This window comes from Brevibacillus nitrificans (assembly GCF_003710965.1).
GTDB classification, from domain to species: Bacteria; Bacillota; Bacilli; order Brevibacillales; family Brevibacillaceae; genus Brevibacillus; species Brevibacillus centrosporus.
This window is the reverse complement of record NZ_RHHU01000017.1, coordinates 90,496-108,066: the sequence shown is the minus strand read 5'-3', so window position 1 is coordinate 108,066 and position 17,571 is coordinate 90,496. Positions and strand designations below refer to the sequence as shown.

Sequence of the window (17,571 nt, the reverse complement as noted above, 5' to 3'; positions counted from 1 at the left end):
CCCAAATGGTTTTACACATCTATACCTGATGCCGGATCCAATCAAGAAAATGCGCTAGCACACGCGCAGTCATTCCCCAAATGACACGTCCTTCCACCTCGTAAAACAAATGCTCGATCGTTCCCGACCGCCATGGATAGCGTTCTCCCCCTGGAATCAAATGGAACGGGAAATCCTTTTCGGGCTGTATGTAGCTCGAAGTTTTATGAATGGCAGGCTGCATCGCAAGCAAGGTATCCAAGGCGATCACGAACACTTCTCCTACCTCGTCCGGATTCGGATTCATGTCTGCGATGCCTTCCAGATAGCCGACAAACGGATAAATACTGCCTCTGCCCGGACCAAGCAGGATGTCCAGTGACCCGATCAGCTGAATGCGCGACTGCGGCAGCCCCAGCTCCTCGCTTGTCTCACGACGGGCCGTAGCCCAGCGCGATTCGTCCCCTTCCTCTGTGCGTCCTCCGGGGAAACAGACTTCGTTGGCTTGGCGCCGCATTGTGCTTGCCCGTTTTTCAAACAGGATGCCCAGCCGCCCATCTTCCATAGGTACGAGAGGTAACAGGACGCTGAACGAGCCGTATCGCTCGTCCCCCATAATGCCTGACTCCCGCCCTTTAAACAGGCTGCTGATTTTCTCCACAGTTGGGTCAGGGTGAACGGGCTGTTTGCGCACTCCCTCATTCGAAATCTCAATGAGGTTTCCATCCGGGTCACGCACGTACACCGAAAGTATGGGACCATTGGCTCCCGTCCGCTCCACTGGGCCCTCTATGACTTTTACCCCACAGGCTGTCATGTGCGTGATGACCTGTTCCAATGGGACGGATGTGAGAAAACAAAGATCTGCCGAGCCTGGAGCAGGATGCTGTGCTTTCGGTTCAAACTCATGACCGGCCTGATGCAGGTTGATTTTTTGCTGGCCGTATTGCAAAGCCCATCTGCCGCTGCCAAAGGTGACTGGCTTCATCTGGAGGACTTGCTCGTAGAACCGACAGGTCGCCTCTATATCCCGAACCGTTAAGACAAAATGGTCCAGTCTGTCAATCATGTGCATCTCTCCTACGTCATTCCCTTTTCTTTCTACTGGCTTGACACCTCTTATTATACAATCTTTTTCCATGCCGCACGTACCGTTTTGGCACTTTACGCTCATCCTCACTCGCCTTGGCTCCATCTATTTTCAGCATGGAATCTGTGTCTTTCCCACGCAAAATAGAGAGCGAGACACGCAGGCTCGCTCTCTTCTCTCTATCAAACCCCTGACTTCTAGAAAACGGGCAATTGCGCTGCAGCGACATGAAAAGCGGGTCGCCGATCCTTCCACGGGCAGGCAACCTCCAGCTGGGAAGCCAACTGCAGCAGCGTCGCCTCATCGGCATAGCGCCCGGCAAATTGCATACCGATGGGAAGATCGTCTCTGCTCCAGCCAAGCGGCAAGGAAATGGCAGGCTGGCCCGTCGTATTGAACAGATTCGTAAACGGCGCATACGTGAAAATCTGCTCTGTCCATTCTTTCGCGCTAAGTCCGCTGGCGTTTGCATTCAGCTCTCCCAAAGGCAGTGGCGGTCTTGCCGTCGTCGGGGACAAAAGAACGTCGTACTCCGTAAAAAAGCTGCCAACCGCTCGGGAAACGATATTTTGAATGGTGAGCGCGTCCAGCAGCTCTGTAGCGGTTATGGTCCGCCCGTACCGATAGGTGGACAGATTCGCCGCCTCCACGTTCGCTTCTGATGGTATCTGCCCTGTCGCTTGTGCGATTCCATCGATCCAGGACGTGACGTTGGCTGCCCAGATGCGGAGGGTCGCAAGCATATGCTGTTCACTGTCGATGATCGGTGAAGCTTCGACCAGCTCATGCCCGAGCTCCTCGCATAGCCGGACTGTTGCATACAAGCTATCCAGGCAATCCTGGTCTACAGCAGCTCCAGAAGGCGGCTTTGACGTCCAAGCGATACGCAGCCTGCGAGGTGGTTGGGTAATCTCTTCCAAAAACGGCCTTTTCGGCGGTTCTGCCCATGCGTAGCAGCCAGTATCCGGTCCTGCGATTGCATCGAGCAGCGCTGCAGCATCACGGACCGTGCGCGTTAAGGCGAATTCAATACCGAGACCATTTAGCGGCTCGCTGTAATCAGGACCGGTCGGCACACGACCACGCGTTGGCTTCAACCCGACCAGTCCGTTGCAGGACGCCGGGATGCGAATAGAACCTCCCCCGTCATTTGCATGAGCAAACGGGACGACTCCCGCTGCGACAGCGGCACCCGACCCTCCGCTCGACCCGCCTGGACTATGCTTCCAATTCCACGGGTTATGGGTCGGTCCATGCAGGACGGATTCGGTCGTAGCGTTGAAAGCGAATTCCGGTGTAGTCGTCGTGCCCACTGTGACGAGACCAGCTTTGCGGAACCGCGCCATCAGCTCGGTGTCGTATGGAAAAACGGCCCCTTTTGCCAATCGACTCCCCATACTGAACGGTACACCAGCTGCATGCAGGACGATCTCCTTAATGAGAAAGGGAACCCCTCGAAACGGTCCCTCTGGAAGGCCCGTATCGATTTGCTCATCCGCTTGCTCGGATAAGACACTCACGATCGCGTTCAGCTGTGGATTTACCTTTGCGATCCCCTCCAACGCCGCCTCTTTCAGTTCCTTTGGAGTGACCTCCTTTTGCCTGACCAGCTCTGCCAAACCAATTCCATCATAAGCTGAATATTGGGACAATTCCACAGATTAACGCCTCCCTTTCCATTATGGGAATGTTTTCGTTTGATTCATTATGACAAGCAAGGAAAGCGCTGCCAATTACCCGAAAGAGTCATTTTTCTGCGCACTTCCCATTCTCTTCAGGACCCTGTTGCTAGCCGCAAACACATATATTATGATGGTGAAAACTCGTAGGAGACAGGAGGAATCTGGTTGTGAACAAAAGCGAATTCCATCTGGGGAGTTCAAAAATTTTGGAATTTATCGATTCCATTTTGGTTCCAGCTGAAAGGTTTCCTCAACAGGTTTTACTCTCCCTCTCGCAAATTTTTGGCTATCATCGGTCTATCTTTTGGATCGCTGACAACCAAGGCAATTTGTTTCTTCCCATCACGCTCAATGTCGAGGATCGGCTGGTCCAAGACTATGTCTCCTATTATTTTCAGCATGATCTGCTGCATCCGCAAAATGCCATTCCGCAAAACCCCTCCCGCACTGCTTTGCGCATCAATGACGTCATGCCCGATCAGGAATACGAGCAAACCATTTACTACAACCAGTTCATGCGCACCTACGGAAACTATGATGAGATGGGCATTTACCTCAAAAAGGAGGGCGTGCTGGTTGGCACCATTGGGCTGGCGCGCTGCAAGCAGGAGCAGCGCTTCACAGAAAATGATGTGCGATTAGTAGAAACACTCTCTCGTACGATCGCCCATACGCTGGCTATCCACACGCATGCAGATGAGCTGCACAGAGAACGGATGCTGCTCGCTGCTCATTCCCATTTGCCTTCCATCGGTATCATCATCGTAGAACCTCCCTCCCACATCCGTTATGTGAATCCGGCAGCCAAAGATATTTGCGCGGAATGGTTTTTCGGAAAGACTTATACGAATCCTGTACAAGCCTTTATCAAGCAGCATGTAGAAAAGAATGCTTGGGTCAGCTCCTCTTCTTTTTCTACTCCAGCAGCAACTGTTTTGTCTCCGTCTCAGCAAGCGTTCACCATGTACATTCAACCTTCTGTCTCCACCCCTTTTTGCGAGCTCCGAACGCTTCCCTATGCCGTTTACCTGATTCCCAAAGGAATGCACTCCGTCCAAGAGCAGCAGGTCCAGCTTCCCCACCTGACACGAACGGAAAGAAGAGTCTACGAGCTTGTCCAGCAAGGCTATACCAACCAGTTGATTGCCAACGAGCTGCATATCAGCCTGAACACGGTGAAACGACATTTGCAAAATACGTACAGAAAGCTGGGCGTTTCGAACCGGACGGAGCTGTGCTATAAACTGAAGACGAACGGATGAAATGCGAAAAGCCACCTTCCTCGGCGGCTTCTCGTGCTGGTTATTTCGTTTAGAAATAGTCATTGTACAATTCCTGCTGCTGTTCCTCTGCAATGGCCTGTAAGTCATAGGCATTAATGCGAAATAACGGATAGTCGCCAAGATCCGCTCTTTTTGCGGCGAGCTTACTTAGAAACTTCGGGGAGCCTTCGTTTTCTTCATCGTACACTAACAAGATCCCGTCTGAATGGGATAGCAAGAATTTGTCTTTCTCTCCAAGCTGCCAAACTCCCTGGTACGGTGTTTGATAGACACTATTGAGATAGTCCGCTTGCATCACAATATTCCGGTAGTAATCCTGGGTCTCTTCTTTCCACTTTTCCTCTTGATTCAAAAACGGAGTAATGACCGCCAGCTTCAGATGAGGATACTCCTTTTTTAATTCCAGCACGATTTCGGCTGCCCACATCTCTACCCCGAGCTGACCGGATATGATCACCCATTCCAGCTCGTCCTCAAGGAATCTTAGGATTTCCCGCTTGAGCGCTTTCTTAATAATGGCGAGGCCCGGATTTTTTTCATTGAAAATGCCAAGCTCGTGAGCCTTGTAGCCTGAAACAAATAACCGTTTTAGCATGATGCCACCTCTCGTTTCTTATCGTAACACAAACTTGAATGACGCAGAAAACGGCATAGGAAAAAGACCGATCCTCTCCCTCTTGGGGAAAAAACCGGTCTACACTTGTCCATCCTGTTACTCAGCTACGAGCCAGGTCACGTTGTGGGCTTGCAGTTCTTTGCTCCAGTCAGCGGGCGCTTTCGTATCGCTGATGACGATATCGATCTCCTTCATCTCTGCGACCTTGCAGAGCGTGCTGATTCCGATCTTGGAATGATCCGCCATGATGATGCTCTCGTTTGCATTTTCGATAAAGCGCTTTGCCAGCACTGCCCGCTCCGGATCATAGCAGGTAATTCCTTTGTGGATGAGCAAGCCGTCTACGGAGAGGAAGGCCTTGTCCACGAAAAAGTCTTTCATCATTTCTTCGGCAAAGGAGCCGCCCACCCGATGATGCTTGGCGTTTACTTTGCCGCCCAAAAAGTAGATCTCAGCGCTGAGCAAGCCGCCGTTCTGGTACTCGATCAACATGTTGAGTGCAGTGATGGAGCTGGTGAGGATCGTCAAATCTTTTTTGGTAGACAGGAAATTGATCATTTGCAAAGGAGTCGTTCCTTCGTCGATGACGATCGTGTCGTTGTCCTGCACCAAATCTGCGGCTGCGCGGCCGATCCGCTTTTTCTCCTCGGCACGCAGGACTTCCCGGCTCATATGGGACGGCTCCGTGCGATCCAGATTCAGCTTGACCGCTCCACCGTATACACGCTTCAGCTTTTTCTCCGACTCGAGCTCTTCCAAGTATCTGCGGATTGACTCCGACGAAACCTGCAGCTTTTCCACCAAATCGTTGGTCCGTACCTTGCCGTTTGCGTTTACCAATTGCAAAATGATCTGCTTGCGCTCTTCTCCGAACAACGACACGCTTCTTGTCCCCCTATGGTTGTGCTACCAGCTCTGTGATCTCCTCATGGATGACGATCTGGCGCTTGGCTAATTCAGCAAAAATGACTGCCGGGTCAAAGGCTTCTTCCGGAGTAATGACGCCCGTCTTGTTTACGGCTCCCCTGGCGATCAGCACTGTGGCAATCGCCATTGGAATGCCAACGTTGCGGGTGTAGGCGCGAAGCTTCTCCCAGCCCGCGATACTGCCATCGGATGCCGGATGGGTGTGGTACAAAACATGGCGAACCTGACGACCTTCCCGAGTCCCTGTCACCTCCACATGCAGTGAATAGCCATACAATTCCGTTTCTTTCCCTTCACTAGAATTGTAGAGGTATTGGGAGATACAATCAAGGATTCCTATCTGCGTTTCACCCACGGTGATCTTGTCGTTGCGCAAGAAGCCGTAATCGTAGAGTGCTTTGACGAGCGCCATGTTCTTTTGCGGCCAGGTTCCCCGCACTTCGATCAGCTTGACACCTTTGGGAGACAAAGCCTGTGCCAAGGTCTTCGTTTCCGCATGAGGGATGATGTACTGAACCGTTTTGCCATAAGGAGCCGGAAGCCCGATTTCACGTGGACGAGCAAAGGGCGGTACTTGCTTGAACTCGCCGTTTTCATAGACGACGCGCCCTGGCAGATCCGGGTCGTATTCGTAAGTCGTCGTCTCCGTGATGGACTTGGAAAAAGCGATCGGGCGAAACGAGCCATGACTCACGCGTACCTCATCTACCTCATCGAGCTGGTTTGCCGCATGCATCGCCATCATTTGGGTCAGACCTGGTGTCATACCAAAGCCCGGAAGGCACGTCTTGCCGTTTTTACGGAAGATCTCATCCGATGCATCTTCCTCGCCGAAGCCATTCAGGTTGATGCCGTGGCAGCCCGCTTCTGCGATCGCCGCTGTGGTCAGCCCGTTTAACGTAATCGTCGTTCCATCCATGACGATATCGTAGCCCCGCAGCTTTTGTACCGTGTCGGCATGATCCCGCACATTGACATGCACAAAATCGACGCGCGGATCGCCTAGCCAAGCTACTACCTTGCGCCCTTCCTCCTCGTTGAAATCTCCAATGGTGATCTGCTCAAAGGTAGAATGCTGCACCAAATCCAATACCGCTTCCCGACAGATGTTTCCTGCGCCACCCAGACAAAAGACTTTCATGTTACATTCCTCCTCATGTACAAACAACTGCAAAACATTTTCTTGTTGTTTTATATGTTTTTCCTTGGTTTTTTTGTCAAAAAAAGAGGCTTTCGCTCTACCAGAAACGGTTCTCTGCAATTGCTTTCAAGAGGCGCTCCATATCCTCGGGATACACCTCTCCGATATTGCCGATGCGGAAGGTATCTGCCTGAGAAATCTTGCCTGGGTAGATCACAAAGCCCGCTTTTTTCAGCCGCTCATAAAAGGCTTGGAAAGTGAAAGCTTCCTGATCCGGGTAATAAAAAGAAGTGATAAATGGCGATTGCGATTCTTTCGACAACAGACTGCGGAACCCGAGGCGCTCCATTCCCTCTGCGAGGATCTGCTGATTACGGCTGTAGCGCTCATATCGCTTCTCCATTCCGCCCTCTGCTTCCAGCTCCACCAGCGCCTGATAGAAAGCGCGTACGACATGCGTCGGAGATGTGAACCTCCACTTGCCGTTATGCTTCTCCATCGTTTCCCACTGATCGTACAGATCCAGTGACAGTGTGCGTGCACGGCCTTTTGTCGCGGCCAGCTCCGTCGTTCTGGCGATGATGAAGCCAAATCCCGGTACACCCTGAATGCATTTGTTTGCACTGGAGATCAGATAGTCGATGTGCAGATCTGCGATGTCCATCGGTACACCACCGAAGCTGCTCATGGCATCCACGATAAAGATTTTGCCATAGCGTTTGGCTGTCTCACCGATGTCTGCGATCGGATTGAGCATGCCTGTCGTCGTTTCGGAGTGCACCACCGCGATATGCGTGATGGCCGGGTCCTTCTCCAGCAGCTCCTCAACCGGGCCCGCTGCTACCGGAGTGACCTCCCCGAAATCGATCACTTCCGTTGCGATGCCGTGTACACGCGCCATCTGTACCATGCGGTCGCCGTAAGCGCCGTTGGTCAAAACGAGCAGCTTGCCCTCTGTCGGAATGACACTGCTCAGGACGGCTTCCACACTGAAGGTGCCGCTACCCTGCATCAAAACCGTTGTAAAGTCCTCAAAACGTGCGGTAGCCAGTCGCACCAGCTTCACGCGGATTGCCTGTACCAGCTCGTTGTAATCTCGATCCCACGTGCACCAGTCGCGAAGCATAGCTTCTCGCACCGCCTGTGATGTCGTCAGCGGCCCTGGTGTCAGCAGCAAATACGGGTTGTCTATTGCGGTTTGATTGATGGTCATTGATCCCATTCCTTTCGAGTCCATGTTGGGGTACGTACCCATTACGGTCTTTCGCCTGCTGCCAGTCGCCCGTTGATTTTCGCCAATACTTCATCGAGGCAGCCGATTTCCTCAATCACGTAATGCGCTCCCGCTTCCATCAACCGCTCTGCCGCATGAGCCAGCTTTTCTCTCAGCACTTCCTGAGGCAGCTCCTGTACTTCTTGCAGGGACAATCCCAGCTCGCTTCCGCCTTTCAAAACGCCGACCGTCCACATGCCGGCATTGCGTCCTTCTTTCATGTCGCTCGTCGTGTCTCCGACCTTCACCATGTCGCTCATCGGATGGCAATCCAGCAGCATCGCATTTTGGTAGCACATCCATGGATACGGGCGTCCAGCTCGCACTTCACTTGGGGTGACGAGCGTATCTGGGGCGTAGCCTTGCTCTTTGGCGGATACCGTCACCACATCCATCATCTTGCGGGTATAGCCTGTCGTCGATCCCAGCTTGATTCCCTGTTCCCGCAAACGATTTGCGAGCTCGACGGCTCCGGGTACTGGTGTCGCATACTGGTGCAGAGTCTCCATCAGCATCGGCTCAAAATCCGCGTACAGCTCATCCACGTCGCTCTCGCTTGGCTTGCGTCCGTACTTTTTTTCCCACAGCGCTGCCACGCGCTCCATTTTCAGCAGGGCCTGGATGTGATCCCGTTTCAGCATCCCCATCGGCTCTCGTGCTTCCCCACTGGTCAGTTCAATCCCACGCTTTTTGAAAACCTCCAAAAATACCGCCAGTGGTGCAAAGCATCCATAGTCCACCATCGTTCCTGCCCAGTCAAACACGACTGCTTTTATCATTTACGCCACCTGCTCCTTTTCTTGGTTTGTCCATGCTGCGCGCTTGCGGATCTTCGCTGCGATCCACTCCGCACCAGCACGGGCGATGATGTTCAGGACTACGATCAGGACAGACATCGCTGCAGCCGGCGCTACATCCCCTGCGTCATCCATGTTGACGATCGAGACAGCAGCGAGCTTGAAGTCTGCCGCATAGAGGAAGACGACTGCCGAGATCGTAACCAAGGAATTGATGAAAAAGTAAACAGCCATTTCGATAATCGCGGGTGTACATACCGGAACCGTTACCCGCCAGAACACCTTTGCCCGCGAAATCCCCATCGACTCCGCCGCCATTTCAAACTCGGGATCGAGCTTCTTCAGCGCTGTCGTCGCCGTGATAAACGAGACGGCAAAAAAGTGAATGACGTTGGCTAAAACCAGGATCCAGATCGTCCCGTACAGACCGTGGAACGGATTGTTTGGATGGTTGAAAAAGAAGATGTACGCCAGACCGATGACCATCCCAGGCAGAGCCAAAGGGAGGATCGACAGGAAGTAGCCTGCTTGTCGCAGCCCCCTCCACACCTGCGTTTTCTCCATCACATAAGCCGTAACAAACGTAACAGCCGTCCCGATAACTGCCGTGATCACCGCGACCAGGATACTGTTCCAAAGTGGCCCTATTCCTTCTCCCGCTACGTTGGAGAAGTCGTAGTGCTGCAAGCCAAAGCTGAGATCATACGGCCAAACCTTGATGAACGAAGCCAGTACGACCGCTGCCATGAGCAACAGCAAAAATCCGCTCACTGCCAGACAAAAGAGGAAGAAAAACGTATCGCGCAGTCGGTTTTCTTTGATGCGGTAAGGCTTGGATTTTGCCGTGATGGCTGCGTGCTGCTTTCGTTCGACGATGCGATCTACGATGAAAGCGACCAAGGCCGGGAGAATCAGCAGCAGTCCCACTGTCGCGCCCATCGTCATGTTTTGCTGCCCGATGACTTGCTTGTACACATCGGTAGCCAGAACGGAATACTGCCCGCCCACTACCTTTGGGGCGCCGAAGTCCGTAAATGCGAGCGTAAAAGAGACAAAGCAGGCACTGACGATCCCGTATTTCACACTCGGTATGGTGACGACCCAAAACTTGCGCCAATGGCTCGCTCCGAGTGTATCCGCTGCCTCGTAGAGCTGATAGTCGGCGAATGCCATCGATACGGCCAAGATCAGGTACGCCTGCGGAAAGACGTAAACGATCTCTGCCAGGATAATTCCTACCGGGCCGTACAGGTCAATGTCCCAGGAAAAGGGGAGCAGCCCGAAGATTCCGGTAGTGACCAGCCCTTGATTGCCGAACAGATAGGTCAAGGCAATCCCGTGCATCATCGTCGGGGCAAACAGCGGCAGAAGCGCTACTGCTCGAAACGCCCGCTTGCCCCTGATGCCACTACGCGTCAGCGCATAGGCGAACAAAAAGGCGAGGATAACCGTCACAACCGTCGTCATGATCGAGATGTACAGCGTATTCGTCAGCGATTGAGACAAGGCAGGTGTAGAAAAGTAGGTCTGGAAGTTGTTCAATCCGACGAACTGCCCGTAACGGTCGTAAAAGGCTTTCGCGAACAGCTGAGTCAGCGGCAAAAGCACCGTTGCCAGAAGCGCCGCCACGACGAGCGTAATCAGTCCTTTTTGCACCGACTTGCCACTTTGTCGTATCATTCCCGTCACCCCTGTTCCTTTGCGGCGGCAGCCTCATCCTGTTCAAAGCGGAGCAGATGCTCCATAGGCAGCTCCAGGCACACCTTTTGTCCACGGCACACGCCAAGCATGTTTGCCTGTGCCGCTGGCAAATCGAGGGTCAACTGCTCCAGCGTCTTGGTGCTTTCATCCCGCCATTCCAAATAAATCCGATAAAATGCACCGCGAAACTCGCTTTCCAGAATCGTCGCCGGGATTCCGCATTCTGACTCATATGCCAGCAGACGGACATGCTCGGGACGAATCGCCAGCAGCGTGGAAGCCTCGCTTTGTTCTGGATCAAAGCTCCGGCTCTCGATGAAGTTGATCGCCCCGATAAAATCCGCGACAAACGGCGTAGCAGGCTGGTTGTAAATGACCTCAGGTGTACCGACCTGCACGACTTCCCCGTGGTTCATCACGACAATTTTGTCGGCCATCGTAAGCGCCTCGTCCTGATCGTGGGTCACCATGACGGTCGTCATTCCGAATTTTTCATGCAAGCGGCGAATTTCTCAGCGAAGCTTTTGACGTACCTTGGCATCCAGCGCTGACAGAGGCTCATCCAGCAGCAGGACATCCGGTGACAGGGAGATGGCACGCGCGAGGGCAATCCGTTGCTGCTGACCCCCAGAGAGCTGAGCTGGATACTTGTCAGCTATGTGAGACAAGTCGACCATATCTAACGCTTCCTCGACCTTTGCTGCGATTTGCTGCTTGGTTAACTTTTTCTCTTGCAGCCCAAAAGCGATGTTCTCGGCAGCTGTCAAATTCGGAAACAGGGCGTACGACTGAAACATCATCGCGATGTTGCGTTTCGCAGGTGGCAGAGAAGTGATCTGTCTGCCAGCCACGATCATGCTGCCTGTCGTCGGCTGCTCCAGCCCTGCGATCATCCGGAGCAAAGTCGTTTTGCCGCAGCCGCTGGGACCGAGCAAGCAGACAAACTCATTCTTGGCGATATCGATCGAAACGTGCTCCAATGCAGCAAACAGCCCGAAACGTTTACTGATCCCTTGTATGGATAAATAGGAATTTGTCATGCTGGATCTCCTCGTTGCTTACTTAGGCTCGCTCTTGGTAGCGTAGCGCTTTTCCCACTCAGCCAAAATCTTCTCGCGGTTCTCTGCTGCTTTTTTCAAATCGAGCGGAATCAGCTGTTTCAATGGATCTACAGCATAGCCTTCTGGCAAGGCCGCTCCCTCTTGCTTCACACTGACGATCGCGAAGTTTGCGTTGTACTCCTTCATCGCTTCATCAGAGATCGCCCAGTCGAGGAACAGCTTTGCTTCCGGCTTGATTTGCGCTTTCTTCATCAAGGCATTGGCTTCTACATCCCAGCCGGAGCCTTCTTCAGGGAAAACCACTTCAATCGGTGCCCCTTTTTTCTTTTCTGTGATGGCGCGATAACCAAAGGAAATACCGATCGGATACTCACCCGTTGCCGCCATTTTGGCAGGCTTGGAGCCGGAGTGTGTGTAAACCGCCATGTTGTCATGCAGCTTGTCGAGATAGGACCAGCCATCTCCATCGCCTTTCAGCTGCATCACACCGTTGATGGTCAAAAGACCTGTTCCCGAGGATGCCGGGTTTGGCATGACGATCATGCCTTTGTACTCAGGCTTTGTGAGATCTTCATAGGAACGCGGGATAGGCAGGTTGCGCTTTTCCAGCTCCTTGGTGTTTACTGCAAAGGCGGTTTCCCAGGCATCGATCCCGACCCAGTGGACTGGGGACTTGTCGTCCTTAAACGCTGCGGAGACCTTCTCGACCCCTTTTGGATCATAGGCTTCCAGCATGCCCTGCTGATCGAGGACCAACAGACTTGTCGCGGCAGTACCCCATACGACGTCTGCTTGTGGATTGTCTTTTTCTGCGAGCAGCTTGGCCGTGATGATTCCCGTCGAGTCACGAACGATATTGACTTTCACATCCGGATACTTCGCTTTGAAGGACTCCAGGTACGTTTTGATCTGATCATCCTCCAACGCTGTATAGACGGTAATCTCTCCGGATTGACTTGCACTGCCACCAGCGGCTGTGGAACCTTGTGTGTTTGTTTGGGATTGTGGTGCTTGGCCACAACCTGCAAGTACAGCAATGGATAAAAAGGACGCAAGCAAAGGATAATGCCACTTCTTCATGAGAATCTCTCCTCCATGTGGGGATGTTCATTTCCTGTTCTTGCGTCCTATGTTACGGGCGAAATATTAAGTTGATATGAATTGCACGTAAATTAATTGTTTTTACTTGCCTTTAAGTTGTTTTTATTTGTTTTTCTAGACCTCTTCCTTAATCTGGTTGACAAATGTCTCGCGCAAATGGCAGGCCATCTGAATTTTGAGGACATCCTCTGGCTTTTCAAAAGAGAGCCCCAGCAATTGCTCGATCTTTTTCAATCTTTTGTACAAGGTGTTGATATGGATGTGCAGCTGCTCTGCCGTCCGGACTGCCGAGCTGTTCGTCGCCATAAACTTCAGCAGGGTCTGCTCCAAATCGTTTTGTCTCGCTTTTTCCGTTCGAAGTGGTGTGAACATCTCTTCCAGAAACGAAATCATTTCCTCGGCAGGCTGATGCAAAAACAGACGGTTGATTCCCAGCTCCTCGTAGCGAAGCATGCCTCTATGCTGGCGCTCTGCGATGTACTGCAGCGCTTTTTGCGCCTCATCGTGGCTCTTTTTGATCGCACCGATCCCTTGACCTGCCGTTCCTACACCCGCACACAAAGGCAGACCTTCACTTTCTGCCCATTCCCCCACTACATCCGCGACCTTTTGACACAGCTTATCGACCTCTTCCTTCGAGGACAGCATAGCCAGCAGCGTGACCTTGTTGTGGTAGCCAAAGATGAGCAGACGATTCGTTTCCAGCTTTCTTTTGATGCGTGCTATCAAACGGTGCACTTCTGCTTCCAGCTGCCGCAAATCATGCGAATGCCGAAGCGAAAACACAAAAACCGTCATGAAATCGGCAAGCCGCATCCCCCACTCTTCTCCGCCCATCTGCATCAGGTCGGGATCGTTGGACTCTACGAGCTCCCGGAAAAACTCATGTGTTTTTTTGTAGTACACATCGGTGAGCGACTGCTTTTTCACCAGCTCCAAAGCCAGTACTGCACCACCTTGCTCGAGTGCGATCCTGCCCAGCTCCTCTAAAGGTTTATCGAGAATCGCAATGAGACAGCCGAGGAAGACATGGCCGACGACGATTGGCGTCACATGGTATTCGTATGGGTCCTGACCGGATACACGCACGATCACGGGAGCCTCGCGATGGGAAAACAGGCGGGCTATTTCATCCATTGTAAACAGCGGGAGCATCGTGTGCTGACGCGAATGCCAGTTTCCCTCCAGAAAATCCACAAACAGCAACGGAACTCCGATGATCTTGTCCAACGCAGCGACAATCGCTTCCATTCCTTTGTTTTCGAGCGATAAACGGGTCAATGTCTCGTGTACTTCGTTGCGTTTGGACAAGTATTGGTTCTGGCCTTTCAGCTGTGCAAACAGACGTGCATTTTCAATGACCACGGCTGCCTGTCCCGCGAAGCCCTTCAGCAAATGGACATCCCGTTCTGTCAGCGTCCCCTCGGTGTGATTCTGGTGGATGATCATCGCTCCGATCGGCTTTTCCCCCACGGAAATCGGAATGGAAATGATCCCTTTTACATGAGAAAAGTCATAGGAGGACAGCAGATAGTGCAGATTTTCTTTGTCGATATTGCTCATCGCCTGCGTCATCTCTTCACGGGTAAAGAATATTCTCGGCTGACCGTCTGCAAAGGTTTTCCCGACGATGGCTTCTCCGACCTTTAATCGGTAGCGGAGGACGTTGTCATTCATTCCCACTGCAGCGCGATTGACGAGCCGATCGGCCTCTGGATCGTACATGGCGAGTATGCCCGTATCGGCTGCGGGAATGACTTCGATGGCGTTGTCGAGGATTTCTTGCAGGAGCTGATCGATATCCAGCGAGGAGGTGATCGCCCGAATACCGCCAATCATTTTGGCTAGCTCGTTTTCCCGCTCCTGCACGATCCCTTCCCAATAAAGCTGGTAGAACAGCTGATGCAGATAGCTCCCGTCCGCTTTTTCCAAGGTGAGATCCGAGTTCGTCAGGATAAGTGCGGCCCTGTAGCCCAGCGGATAGGAAAAGACGATCTGCGTTCCGCTTTCGATCGAAGTCACTTCATAGGGTGGCGATTTGCGCTGCCGCTTGGTCACCAGGCTGGGAGCCTGCTTTTTACCTGCTTGCTTTGCGGGGCCTATTCGAGCGACGTAGTGGAATTCCTGATGATACGGCTTGCATTGCCATATATGTCCCGACCAGACATGGTCTTTTTCCCGTAAGAATGACTGCAATTGCTTGATTACACCCGTTCGCACATGCTCCTCCCCTTCCGCTCCGGTAGAAATTCCTACACCAATAGTCTGATAATTGTACAGAAACCGACATTGAAATGCAATTTTCATTATTCTTATAATTCTCGGTACAGACTGTATTCCAAGTAAAGGAAGTGATCTCATGACACGTACAGCGGAGGAGCGCCAGAAGTTTATCGTCCTGTCTATGCTTTTTGTCGCCTGGCTGATTGGCAATCTGGATCGCATGGTCATCAACGTCGCCATTATTCCCATCGCAGACGAATTTTCTCTCGATCCGACTGCGCAAGGCTTGATTCTCTCCAGCTTTTTCGCAGGCTACGCCTTGATGCAAATCCCTGGCGGATGGCTCGCTGACAAGTTCGGTGCCGCCAAGGTATTGACCTTTTCCCTGTTTTTATGGTCGATCTTCACAGCGCTGACAGGCTCAGCCTGGTCGCTCGTTTCTCTCATCATCATCCGGTTTTTGTTCGGCCTGGGAGAGGCCCCGTTTTCCCCCTCCAGCGCCGTCCTGATTTCCGAGCATTTCCCAAAAGACCAACGCGGCCGCGCCCAATCGACTCTCTTGTCCGCCAGTGTCATTGGGAAGGCCATTACCCCTGTACTCGCTTCCGGAATCATCGTCTGGCTCGGCTGGCGAAGCCTGTTTTTTGCCATCGGGGTGGCAGGGCTCGTAGTTGCCGTTCTCTGCCTCTTTTATTTGAGGTCACCCGTACGTGACCGAGCGGCTGCCGCAAACACATCGGCGAACAAGGTTCCCTTGAAGACGCTGCTAAAAATGCCGCTGCTGTGGAGTCTTCTGGTCACCTCGTTCGGCATTTACTTTGTGACGTGGGGGATGGCGAGCTGGATGCCTACGTATCTCGTGAAAGTGCGGCATCTCGATCTCTTGTCCATGGGGGCACTGTCTACGATCCCCTCCATCACCAGCTTCCTTTCCATGATCGCTGGCGGCGTGCTTTTGGACCGCTGGCTCGCTGGCAAGGAAAAGGGCTTTGTCGCTGCCTGTGCCCTTCTCACTGCGGTGTTCATTTACCTCATGTTCAATGCACCTTCTGTCGGGATGGTCATCCTCTATGAAACGCTGAGTGGCATTACCGGCACCTTTATCGTGATCGCAGTCGGCCTGCAGCCGCTCAAACGATTCTCCCAGGAAGTGATCGGCACCGCCATGGGGATTGTCAACTTCGGCGGGCAAGCTGCCGGCTTCGTCGCACCTCTTCTGATCGGGATGACTGTCAAGGCGTTCAATGGTTCCTACGATGTCGCGCTGTGGATCCTGGTTGCGCTCATGGTGGTCTGCGCAATCGCTGCGATGACATGGCCGACAGAAAGAAAAACGACAGCCGCCACTCCCGCTTCCCCAACACAAGCAGGTTAATCCGTCATACCAGTCATAAAGGAGCGAATCAAACGATGAAAAACTCTCTATTTGAAAAATTGGAAGCCCTCTATCCCGAGCTGGTCAGCTTGCGCCGCGATATGCACATGTACCCTGAGCTGTCCTTTCAGGAAGTAGACACCCCGCGGAAGATCGCGGATTATTTGACCAAGCTTGGCTTGGAGGTGCGCACAGGCGTAGGGGGACGAGGTGTTGTCGCTACGCTGCGCGGAGGCAAGCCGGGGAAAACGGTCGCCCTGCGTGCCGACTTCGACGCCCTCCCCATTCAGGACGAAAAGGACGTGCCCTACAAATCCCGCATCCCTGGTGTCATGCACGCCTGCGGACACGATATTCATACGGCAGCCTTGCTGGGAGTCGCTACGGTCTTGAGTGAAGCGAAGGATGCACTCGCCGGAAACGTGGTATTCCTGCACCAGTTTGCCGAAGAGGTTATTCCTGGCGGTGCCAAACCGATGATTGAGGACGGTTGTCTGGAAGGTGTCGATGCGGTGTACGGCGCGCATGTCGCTTCCGAGGCGCCATTGGGTACGGTGGGCACAGGAGTAGGGTATGTGACTTCTGCCTGCGACTCCTTTGACATCGTTCTCTACGGAAAAGGGGGGCACGGGGCTATGCCGCATGCCACGATCGACCCTGTCGTTGCAGGAAGCCAGCTGGTGTTAAACCTGCAGCAGATCATCAGTCGGCGCATCGATACCAAATACCGGACCGTTTTGACCGTCAGCTCGTTTGTCGGTGGTGGAGAAACCTACAACGTCATTCAGGACAAGGTCTCGTTAAAGGGAACCGTTCGCACCTTTGAGGAAGATGTGCGCAAAAAGATCGAGCAGGAAATTGCCCTGATTACCCGCACGACAGCCGAACAGGCGGGAGGAACGGCTGAATTTACATTGACGACAGGCTACCCTGCCACCTGGAATCACGAAGAGGATGCCTTGCGCGTGAAAAAAGTAGCGGGCGCCATCTTTGGTGAAGAAAAAGTACTCACCCATGAGTATGGCATGGGCAGCGAAGACTTCGCCTACTACCTCCAGCACAAGCCCGGCGCATTCTTCTTTGTGGGGGGACGCAATCCTGAGCTGAATGCCATTTATCCGCACCACCATCCGAAGTTTGATGTAGATGAGCGCTCCATGCTGAACATCGGGAAGCTGTTTATCGGAATCGTACTGGATTATTTGGCAGTCGAGTAGATTTGGATCGAACACCTAACCGGCACCCTATCTCTTCTCCCATAAGAGGCAGGGTGCCTTTCTTCCTTCCTTCATCCATTCAAAAAAAAGACCACGCAGCAAAGG

At 52.8% G+C, this 17,571-nt stretch carries 13 protein-coding genes and 1 pseudogene; 3 read left to right on the top strand and 11 right to left on the bottom strand.

The window, feature by feature from the left end; genetic code table 11:
* Positions 1–19: 19 nt before the first annotated feature.
* Complete coding sequence (locus tag EDM59_RS23750) at positions 20–1,048, bottom strand: VOC family protein (RefSeq protein WP_122925885.1); 1,029 nt, start codon at positions 1,046–1,048, stop codon at positions 20–22.
* A gap of 218 nt (positions 1,049–1,266) precedes the next feature.
* Positions 1,267–2,727, bottom strand: coding sequence for an amidase (locus EDM59_RS23745; protein ID WP_122925884.1), 1,461 nt, complete (start codon positions 2,725–2,727; stop codon positions 1,267–1,269).
* A gap of 191 nt (positions 2,728–2,918) precedes the next feature.
* On the opposite strand from EDM59_RS23745, the gene EDM59_RS23740 reads away from it, so the two are divergent.
* Positions 2,919–4,013, top strand: coding sequence for a LuxR C-terminal-related transcriptional regulator (locus EDM59_RS23740; RefSeq protein WP_122925883.1), 1,095 nt, complete (start codon positions 2,919–2,921; stop codon positions 4,011–4,013).
* 49 nt (positions 4,014–4,062) lie between these two features.
* On the opposite strand, the gene EDM59_RS23735 is transcribed toward EDM59_RS23740, so the two are convergent.
* The 9 genes and pseudogenes from EDM59_RS23735 to EDM59_RS23695 form a co-directional block, all read right to left on the bottom strand.
* A complete protein-coding gene (locus tag EDM59_RS23735; protein WP_122925882.1) occupies positions 4,063–4,629 on the bottom strand; it encodes an SLOG family protein in 567 nt (188 codons plus the stop codon).
* Positions 4,630–4,746: 117 nt separating this feature from the next.
* Positions 4,747–5,532, bottom strand: coding sequence for a DeoR/GlpR family DNA-binding transcription regulator (locus EDM59_RS23730; protein ID WP_122925881.1), 786 nt, complete (start codon positions 5,530–5,532; stop codon positions 4,747–4,749).
* A 13-nt stretch (positions 5,533–5,545) separates the two neighbouring features.
* Positions 5,546–6,718 carry a saccharopine dehydrogenase family protein gene (locus EDM59_RS23725; RefSeq protein WP_122925880.1) on the bottom strand — a complete coding sequence of 391 codons (1,173 nt, stop codon included), beginning with the start codon at positions 6,716–6,718 and terminating at the stop codon, positions 5,546–5,548.
* Positions 6,719–6,815: 97 nt separating this feature from the next.
* Positions 6,816–7,931 (bottom strand): 2-aminoethylphosphonate--pyruvate transaminase, encoded by a 1,116-nt coding sequence (phnW, locus tag EDM59_RS23720; protein ID WP_246011208.1) that lies wholly within the window; start codon positions 7,929–7,931, stop codon positions 6,816–6,818.
* A 41-nt stretch (positions 7,932–7,972) separates the two neighbouring features.
* Positions 7,973–8,767 (bottom strand): phosphonoacetaldehyde hydrolase, encoded by a 795-nt coding sequence (gene phnX / locus EDM59_RS23715; RefSeq protein WP_122926233.1) that lies wholly within the window; start codon positions 8,765–8,767, stop codon positions 7,973–7,975.
* Between the two features lie 3 nt (positions 8,768–8,770).
* Complete coding sequence (locus EDM59_RS23710) at positions 8,771–10,468, bottom strand: putative 2-aminoethylphosphonate ABC transporter permease subunit (RefSeq protein ID WP_122925879.1); 1,698 nt, start codon at positions 10,466–10,468, stop codon at positions 8,771–8,773.
* Between the two features lie 5 nt (positions 10,469–10,473).
* Positions 10,474–11,529 (bottom strand): annotated as a pseudogene (locus EDM59_RS23705) (ABC transporter ATP-binding protein).
* A gap of 18 nt (positions 11,530–11,547) precedes the next feature.
* The gene (locus tag EDM59_RS23700) at positions 11,548–12,630 is read right to left on the bottom strand and encodes a putative 2-aminoethylphosphonate ABC transporter substrate-binding protein (protein WP_122925878.1); all 1,083 of its coding nucleotides are present in this window, start codon (positions 12,628–12,630) and stop codon (positions 11,548–11,550) included.
* A gap of 135 nt (positions 12,631–12,765) precedes the next feature.
* Entirely contained in the window at positions 12,766–14,871 is a 2,106-nt protein-coding gene (locus EDM59_RS23695) for a helix-turn-helix domain-containing protein (RefSeq protein WP_183193022.1), read from the bottom strand.
* 139 nt (positions 14,872–15,010) lie between these two features.
* Between EDM59_RS23695 and EDM59_RS23690 the strand changes: the two genes are divergently transcribed.
* Both EDM59_RS23690 and EDM59_RS23685 read left to right on the top strand, forming a co-directional pair.
* Positions 15,011–16,249: an MFS transporter gene (locus EDM59_RS23690; RefSeq protein ID WP_122926231.1), complete on the top strand. Its 1,239-nt coding sequence runs from the start codon at positions 15,011–15,013 to the stop codon at positions 16,247–16,249.
* Between the two features lie 35 nt (positions 16,250–16,284).
* Positions 16,285–17,466, top strand: a complete 1,182-nt coding sequence (locus EDM59_RS23685) for a M20 metallopeptidase family protein (RefSeq protein WP_122925876.1) — start codon at positions 16,285–16,287, stop codon at positions 17,464–17,466.
* Positions 17,467–17,571: the final 105 nt, after the last annotated feature.

Excerpts from the sequence above, each read along its gene's own strand:
- EDM59_RS23750 (WP_122925885.1), bottom strand. The coding sequence starts at position 1,048 with ATGATTGACAGACTGGACCATTTTGTCTTAACGGTTCGGGATATAGAG.
- EDM59_RS23735 (WP_122925882.1), bottom strand. The coding sequence starts at position 4,629 with ATGCTAAAACGGTTATTTGTTTCAGGCTACAAGGCTCACGAGCTTGGC.
- EDM59_RS23725 (WP_122925880.1), bottom strand. The coding sequence starts at position 6,718 with ATGAAAGTCTTTTGTCTGGGTGGCGCAGGAAACATCTGTCGGGAAGCG.
- phnW (WP_246011208.1), bottom strand. The coding sequence starts at position 7,931 with ATGACCATCAATCAAACCGCAATAGACAACCCGTATTTGCTGCTGACA.
- EDM59_RS23710 (WP_122925879.1), bottom strand. The coding sequence starts at position 10,468 with ATGATACGACAAAGTGGCAAGTCGGTGCAAAAAGGACTGATTACGCTC.
- EDM59_RS23700 (WP_122925878.1), bottom strand. The coding sequence starts at position 12,630 with ATGAAGAAGTGGCATTATCCTTTGCTTGCGTCCTTTTTATCCATTGCT.
- EDM59_RS23690 (WP_122926231.1), top strand. The coding sequence starts at position 15,011 with ATGACACGTACAGCGGAGGAGCGCCAGAAGTTTATCGTCCTGTCTATG.
- EDM59_RS23685 (WP_122925876.1), top strand. The coding sequence starts at position 16,285 with ATGAAAAACTCTCTATTTGAAAAATTGGAAGCCCTCTATCCCGAGCTG.